This is a genomic window from Bartonella sp. AA74HLJMH (assembly GCF_042197045.1).
Classification (GTDB): domain Bacteria; phylum Pseudomonadota; class Alphaproteobacteria; order Rhizobiales; family Rhizobiaceae; genus Bartonella.
The window spans coordinates 1-3,361 of record NZ_JBHIRJ010000052.1; the positions used below are offsets into that span (position 1 = coordinate 1).

General features: G+C 47.3%; 2 protein-coding genes. Both read right to left on the bottom strand.

Annotated features, from left to right (window positions below; translation table 11 throughout):
- A partial coding sequence (locus ACFINH_RS09325; protein WP_375632858.1) for a filamentous hemagglutinin N-terminal domain-containing protein occupies nt 1-2,637 on the bottom strand: 2,637 nt, incomplete at its 3' end.
- Nucleotides 2,638-2,728: 91 nt separating this feature from the next.
- Nucleotides 2,729-3,361: ShlB/FhaC/HecB family hemolysin secretion/activation protein (locus ACFINH_RS09330; protein WP_375632860.1), on the bottom strand; the 633-nt coding region annotated here is incomplete at its 5' end.

Below are 3,361 nucleotides of genomic sequence, written 5' to 3' on the forward strand. Positions count from 1 at the left end.
ATCACTGGAAAGCTCTATCCGCTTTTTAGAGACAATGCGCCCCGTTTGGCTGAGATTTGTTTGCGCATGCAAAGCAATGGTATCATTGCTTTCTATTGTGCCACTATTGCTTAAATCACCGTGGCTGGTCAGTTGAAGGTCACCACGCTCAATCTCTATGTGCCCTGCTTGGATCACACTATCAGCAACAATATTGACTGCCCCTTGCGTAGAAATGAGACCATCAACATTCTCAAAACTGCCCACATTAATGCGCAAACCATCCCGCGCTAAAACATGCGCACCTTCATCATGTGTAGCGTTTTGTTGCTCTGAATTTGTCGTTTCAGCGCTTTTATTGACAAAAGACGTTGCAACAATCTTCATCTCACCGGCTAAAGCACTGAGAAGACCAGCCTCATTATTTATATGACCAGCACGTGTCTCTTTCAGCCCACCAATGCTGAGAGCCTCTTCTGCAATCATTCTGCCCTGTGTGTTGGTTAAATCACCATCACTGAATAGATCCATAGATTTTTTGGCGTAAATCAGCCCGCTATTGCTGACATTTCCTGCCACATTGAGGGCAACATTCGCACCACTAGAGCCAAGCACACCGGCATTGTCTAATTGCCCTGCGATCACAACAAAAACACCACCACTTTGAAGGACACCTTCGGATGTATTCTTCAGAAAGGCTTGTTGCGGATCGGCGCCTTCTTGTGTGCTTACCATCAAATGCAAATCATCGGTTGCAATAAACGTCCCTTGATTGGTAAATGCACCAATATGAGCATCGACACTCTCACCGCGCATTGTGCCGTTATTTGCAACCCCATCACGCACTTGAAGGGTTAATGCTCCTTCTTGAGCTTCCACAGTCCCTGCTTGGGTTAAAGCATCAGCACTTAAAACCACATCATAACTTAAAATCGTGCTCTCTTGAGAGGTTGTGAGCATGCCCCCCGCTGTCAAGGCAACCTGCTGCATACTGACAATATCACCCGTGTGATTGAGGGCACCATGGGCATCCAGCGTTATCTTCCCATTAGACCAGACAGTGCCTTCTTGGATCAGGGCACCGTGATGCGCATAAAGGTCAATTTTTTGCTCTGCCACTAAGCGCGCGCGTGATGTAAGCTCTGCTGCTTCCACCAAAAGAGAACCGCCGGCGCTATAATGTCCAGCGCCTACAGTGAGCCCATCATCGGCGCTCAAGACAATATTCCCCTTGGCACCAATATGGTTGTTTAAAGCGCTGATTTGATTGGTTTTAATGGTCAGATCGCCAAGGGAAGAAACCCCTGTTTGATCATTGTCTTGCATGCGGCTCAGATCAATTGTTGCTGCTTGGATCTCTAAAAGATCACCGGCGGCTATCCGCCCATTCCCCGCCTCAAGCTTTGCTGCCTGTAAATGCAAAGAACCCGTCGCTGACTGTTGACCATCACTCCCAATACCGCTTGCTAGAAGAGCATGAGACTGGAGTTTGATCAGATCGGCATGCACATCAACAGCACCGCTTGCCGCAACGCGAGCTTGCTCAGCCAATTCAACATGTTTCAAAGCCTTAAGTTCAACCGTTTCTTCTGAAAAAAGCAGATCTTTCACATGCACACTATCGTGGTGGGAACGCGCTTTTACTGCTCCTTTGGCGCGTGCTTTGGCAATCACCAGCTTGCCATCACTTGTCAATCTCATGGCGCCTGCATTGGCAACCATGTCTCCGCGCATCTTAACGCCCGCACCTTTATCATTGGCAATCACGCGGATCTGCCCCGCATACATTCCACCAAACTCACTGGAATCAATCGCCAATTCTGGCTCTTTGCCATCAGAACCAAGAGAAGTTGCTTCCCGCTTGTGATAATCAAAATGATTGTGACCAGCGATAACAGCCAAATCTCCTTTGACCTGTATAGGACCTCCGACACTGATCTTGCGCGAAACAAGATCAAAAATATCTAATGCACTCCCATCAGCCCCACGAGAGCCTATGGTGATATCACCACCCTCAACACGCAACCCACTCAAAGCGCCATCGGCTCCAATGATCGGTTGTCCGGTCGATAAAGTCACCCGTGGGGTATTGATAAAGCCACAACCGTTACAGGTAATCCCATTGGGATTGGCGATAATAACATCCGCCATTTGCCCGTGTACTTCGCTCACGCCTTCAAGACGCGAGCGATTGGCACTCACCACTTCATTAAGGATAACCTTTGCTGCACCGCTATAACGCAAATTGCCGTTGCCTGGCACCAATCCCCCAAGCTGTGAACGCGAAACCTCCTCAGTCGAATTGTTCAAAATCACGCCATGGGTATCAACATTGAAACTGTCATATTTGTTATGAGAAAGCCCCTGTCCATTGGGGCGAACAATATCAATCAGCGGCACATCATTGCCGGCTTTCCCCACCGTGGGGCGGAAAACAGAGCCAACCCCATCAGCTGCTTTTATCCCTTGGCTCTCTTGTGCAACAGGACTTCGCGCTCCAAGCGCTTGTGCTTGCAACAACAAAGGCTGAAAAGCTAAGCAAAAGCTTAAAACAAGTGAAAGCCCCTTATGGATCCCTCGCTGCAAAACACAAAGAACGCGCTGCCATAGCTTGTATCCATATCCCAATCTATGCTTTTGATTTTTCAATCCCCGCATCTTCAGCTCCTCATAAAATTCTTTATCTCTTTAAAAAAACAACCCATATGGGTATAAACAGCGCAGCGATATTTTTTACCGCCCCTTTGCTCTAAAATCTCAATAATGCCCGCACTTGAAATAACCCTGTCGCATTTCCCTTTTCTCGCACTGTCGATTGGGTTAAAATATTCGAATAAGACACATCAATATCTGTAATGTCTCCGGTTGCATGGAAACCAAGAGTTGCCCCAACGAGGCTCCCGCCAAAACTGTTTTTGTTTACATTATTGGCTACAGCCCCCAGATCAAGCGCCATATAAGGGGCAAATTGGCTCATAAATTTACGCCCCATTCTCGAAGAAAAACCTGGCAACAACAGCGACAATTCATTGCGCCAAAACGCCCCATTATTGCCGTAATAAATCGCCTCACGCACCCCACGCACAGAGGAACTACCACCAAGCGATATTTGCTCTGAACTAAACAATGTGTCGGGTGATAATTGTCCTGAAAACAGCGTGTTATAGCGAAAGTTATATTGTTTGAGCGAAAAAGGACGCACGTAGCCTAGGGAAAAAGACAATTTGGAAAATTGCCCTTTGGGTGAATTTTTTGTTGCATTCTCTTGCTCTTTATCATCATAAGCGCCAAGAATTGCCAACCCTTTATGAAACCCTATATGCGCGCTTAATTCTCCTCCAAGCCACTTGCGCGAATGATCAAGCTCAAAGGTTGCAATAGC